A 4,117-nucleotide genomic window follows, 5' to 3' on the forward strand; every position below is an offset into this window, starting at 1 on the left:
AATAACAGCTTTCTTCCATTGCCTCAATTGATTAACATGAATTCCGTGATCAGAAGCAATTTCGCTTAGTGTTTTTTCCTCCTTCAAGATTTCTAGCACAATTTGAGATTTGAATTCTGATGTATATCGTTTTCTTTGTTTCATAAACCTACTTTAACATCTCCTCATTTCGTGTCTAGTTTCTTGGGTCCATTATAAATAGTTGTTGGTATTGTAGCCTCATTGGCAACGGAATTAACACAAAAACCAAATAGGAGCTATCGACAATGAAAAAAATACAGTGCTTAGAGGATTTAAATAACCTTATAGGTGGACTTTCAAGTGAATTTCTAGAATATTTAAATTGTGAATTTTACAGTCTTTATGAATATCTTAGTGGTGGTGAAGGGATAGAAGAATTTCTACTTGAAAATCATCAAGCAATAATAATAGTTGAGGACTCTACAGAATTAGACTTACTGTTACAAAATAGATTAGACCTCGAATATGTTGAAGAAGTTCAATTGGAATCCTCATTGTGTCTGAGAATTGGAATTTCTCAAGTAGAAGATATACAATTACATTACTATTTGAAAGCGTAAAAGTGAATTCAGTTCTCCCTTACTATTCATAGAAAGCAAAAATTAAATAATGTATACTAAAATAGGTAAATTGTTACAGGCCTATATGAGGTGAGGGAGATTATGAAGCTATTAAATAATATTTTTTCTAATCATTATAATGAAGTTAAAAATATCCTTTTAAATGCAGATGAACTTATGATAATAAGTCCATTTCTAATGGAATCATTTGATGATTTTTTTAATCAATTAAACGGTACGAGTATCAAACATATTTCGTTGATAACTACCCTAAAAGATAATAATCCTGATTTGATAAAAAAATCCAACTCACTTTATTCCTTTTGCTTGAATTGCCAAAAGAATAATATTAGTTACAGCATCCATATTGACAATAAATTACATGGAAAGATTTATATCTCATTAAAGTCTAAAGTACCATTACAGGGTATAATAACTTCTGCTAATTTTACTAATTCTGGATTAGAAAATAATCATGAATGGGGAGTTCTAATTGACGACACCAGTCAATTGTTGAAATTGATTAATGAAATCAATAGTGTTGAAAGCAGAGCCTTATCTACTAAAGAATTAGAAGAAATAATAAAAAAGATAGATGCCTTTTCACAAGCGTTCCCCATACCTAAAGAACCGAAAATAAGTTTAACTGTCAGTGATATACTAAATAAAAGAAAGCAGCATACAGTTACGCCTGATAAACGATACTTTATTAAGCCTGTAGGTGTATCAGACGAGCCTTTTTCCGAACATAGGAGACTATCAACAGATATACAGGAACTTCACTTTTCTAAACGAAAACCAGCTGCTGTAAGAGAGGGAGATATCTTAATATGTTATGGAGTTGGAACAGCTAAGCTTTTGGGTTACTTTGAGGTTGTAGAAGGTCCATATTATTTGGAAGGAACGTCTAGTAGATGGCCTTGGGAGGTAAAGGCAAAAAATCTCTGTCCAGAATATAGTGAAAGGTGGAATACGTTTAATAACACTATTTCCACTATTCAGGCTTCATATAATCCAACATTACCAATTACAAAAAATAATCAAGGAAAAACTCTTGGAGCTTTAAATTTTGGGGCTGACAAGATTCAATTAACTGAAGAGTTTGCTAGCCATGTAATAAATATAATAGAAGAATCAATATAAAAAGGGGCATCCAACTCTTATTAAAACAGCTAGATATATTTGGGGGATATTATGATAAGTATAGTTAATATGAAATACGATAACATGATGAGAATGACAAAACATCTTGATGAAAAAAAGTACTACTCAGATGAGCCAGATGTTCTAACTTTTCAATTTACTTCACTAAATTTTATTGAGCCAGCTGGAGCAATCATACTTCTTTCCACGATTGATAGATTAAGAGAAGATGCCATACCTTATGAGATAGAGCCAATAGACAATATTAATAGAGATGCTATATCTTACGGAAAAACCATGGGAATTTTCCAAAAATTAGGAATATCAGATGCTCATTCCTTTAGCCAAGGAAGCAATTACATTGCGCCAACTAAGGTGGTATTAGCTGACCTTTTCGATTCACTTGATTTTCAAGGTAAAACAATTGAAACTTACTATGATGAGGTTTCGACTAAGATAGTTAAGAAAATATTGAGGGACCTTGGAATGGGTAGTAACGACGTTGTCAGGGACTTATTTGAATTTGTTGTTAGGGAAATGATTAGAAATATCTTTGACCATTCACAGACAACACACTTTTATTATGGTTCTCAATTATACCCAACTACAAACAGTGTAGAATTGGTAATTGCTGATTTAGGTCTTGGATTGCTTAAAACGATACCTTTTGATATTGAAGAAACATGGTTCGGTGAACCAACACACGAAGATGCTATTAGAAAGGCAGTGATACCAGGACTATCTGCGTTATCAAATCATGCATATGCCCCAGAGGATTATAAAAACTCAGGATATGGTCTTGCACTTGTAAAAAGAATTGTTGAAAGAACTAATGGTCACTTTAGTATCGCTTCGGGGAAGAAAACCATAACCTATAGTCTTTCAGGAGAATCTGTTGAGGATTGTGATATTAAAGGTACATTGATTAGAATGAGAATTAACTTGGACAAATTAAATACAATTGATTTTGATGAGATATTAGAAGATGCTAAGAAAGAGGCTTCCAGTAAAGGATACAGTAGTTCACCTTCTTCGGCTTCACAAAAGGTCAAGAGTCAGAGAGTATAATATTAATTAATATTGAAGGTCAAATGCCAAGTGATTAATGAATTTTCTGCATTTTAAGTGGGGAGAGGGAGAATATCTATGAGTATAAATGATACTAATTTACGAAGGACTACTGATAAAGATATTCAGCTACAATCAAAATTGATGGATGCAAGAAAGAAAAGAGATGGAAAAGCTGATAAAATTATAAAATTATCGAATAAAAGAAATAAAACAAATTCTGATATACAAAGAATAGGGAGTTACAATAAAGAACTATTAAAACATGAAAAAGATATTACACAGCTAGTTGAACAGATACGCAAAAATTCCGAAAGTATGAATAAATATAAGGCAAAAGTAGTAAAGGAGCAAGAAAGACAATTTAAAACAATAATTAAATCAATGGAATCACAGGCAAGTACAAACGAAGAGTACTTAAACAGTTACTCTGAAATGTCTAAAAAACTGGACGAATTATCAATAGATGTTAAACATTCAGTACAAGAAAAAGAGTTAATAGAGTTCGATGTATTTCTATCACATTCTAGCCTTGATAAAGATATTTTCGTTTCTGAGCTATCAGAAAAGCTTAGTAACAAAGGATTGAAAGTTTTTGAAGATGTTAAGGTGTTCAAAATAGGACAAAGCCAAACAGATATGATGAATATGGGGATATTAAATTCAAGATTTGTCGTAGTTTTCTTATCGACAAATTTTATTAAAAGCGGTTGGTCCGACTATGAATTTAAAAGCTTTTTGAATCGAGAAATTAATGAAAAAAGAGTAATCATTTTACCGATTTGGCATGATGTTTCAGTAGAAGATGTACGACAGTATAATCCTTATCTGGTTGATAAGTTTGCGTTAAATACCAAGAAATTTTCTCTAGATGAAATTGTAGAGCATATTAACCAAGTAGTCATTGACTCCATGGATGATAATTAAGTTTTGTTAAATAGTATTAATAACCTCATTTAGATGTGTTACGGAGAACCTTACCATAAGTAAATGAGGTTTTCCTATGAACAAAGCCTATTCAAGACAAATAAGTTTTGGATAGGGTTTTCTTTATATGGAAAGCATAAAAAATTGGCTATTGTTTGGATCTAGCTCCAGCGCCATCGGCTCGAGGTCAAATAACCTGCGCCAATAAAAGTCAAAACCGGACTTTTATTGGCGCAGGTTATTTGCTTGTCGGAGCTGACTAAGGCGCTTGCGCTTAGCTGTCCGCAGCCACTCTCAATGGCGGCTATATAGCCAGTGGCATTGACGGGGCAATCTAATAACCGCCACCTCCAATGCCACTGGCATTTATAAAAGACAACTCAACTGCCGAAATCTAA

General features: G+C 32.7%; 5 protein-coding genes. 4 read left to right on the plus strand and 1 reads right to left on the minus strand.

Annotation, left to right across the window (positions count from 1 at the left end; all coding sequences use genetic code 11):
• On the minus strand, positions 1-144 hold a 144-nt coding region (locus tag MUB24_RS22680; RefSeq protein WP_244705165.1), incomplete at its 3' end, for a transposase.
• Between the two features lie 122 nt (positions 145-266).
• Here MUB24_RS22680 and MUB24_RS22685 point away from each other — a divergent pair.
• The 4 genes from MUB24_RS22685 (at position 267) to MUB24_RS22700 (ending at position 3,719) form a co-directional block, all read left to right on the plus strand.
• Positions 267-581 carry a hypothetical protein gene (locus MUB24_RS22685; RefSeq protein WP_244707968.1) on the plus strand — a complete coding sequence of 105 codons (315 nt, stop codon included), beginning with the start codon at positions 267-269 and terminating at the stop codon, positions 579-581.
• A gap of 102 nt (positions 582-683) precedes the next feature.
• Positions 684-1,724: a restriction endonuclease PLD domain-containing protein gene (locus MUB24_RS22690; protein ID WP_244707970.1), complete on the plus strand. Its 1,041-nt coding sequence runs from the start codon at positions 684-686 to the stop codon at positions 1,722-1,724.
• Between the two features lie 51 nt (positions 1,725-1,775).
• Entirely contained in the window at positions 1,776-2,792 is a 1,017-nt protein-coding gene (locus MUB24_RS22695) for an ATP-binding protein (RefSeq protein WP_244707973.1), read from the plus strand.
• A gap of 78 nt (positions 2,793-2,870) precedes the next feature.
• The gene (locus MUB24_RS22700; protein ID WP_244707975.1) at positions 2,871-3,719 is read left to right on the plus strand and encodes a TIR domain-containing protein; all 849 of its coding nucleotides are present in this window, start codon (positions 2,871-2,873) and stop codon (positions 3,717-3,719) included.
• Positions 3,720-4,117: the final 398 nt, after the last annotated feature.

The sequence above is a fragment of the Lederbergia sp. NSJ-179 genome, assembly GCF_022867885.1.
Taxonomy (GTDB): domain Bacteria; phylum Bacillota; class Bacilli; order Bacillales; family Bacillaceae_C; genus Lederbergia.

Excerpts from the sequence above, each read along its gene's own strand:
- MUB24_RS22685 (WP_244707968.1), top strand. The coding sequence starts at position 267 with ATGAAAAAAATACAGTGCTTAGAGGATTTAAATAACCTTATAGGTGGA.
- MUB24_RS22690 (WP_244707970.1), top strand. The coding sequence starts at position 684 with ATGAAGCTATTAAATAATATTTTTTCTAATCATTATAATGAAGTTAAA.
- MUB24_RS22695 (WP_244707973.1), top strand. The coding sequence starts at position 1,776 with ATGATAAGTATAGTTAATATGAAATACGATAACATGATGAGAATGACA.
- MUB24_RS22700 (WP_244707975.1), top strand. The coding sequence starts at position 2,871 with ATGAGTATAAATGATACTAATTTACGAAGGACTACTGATAAAGATATT.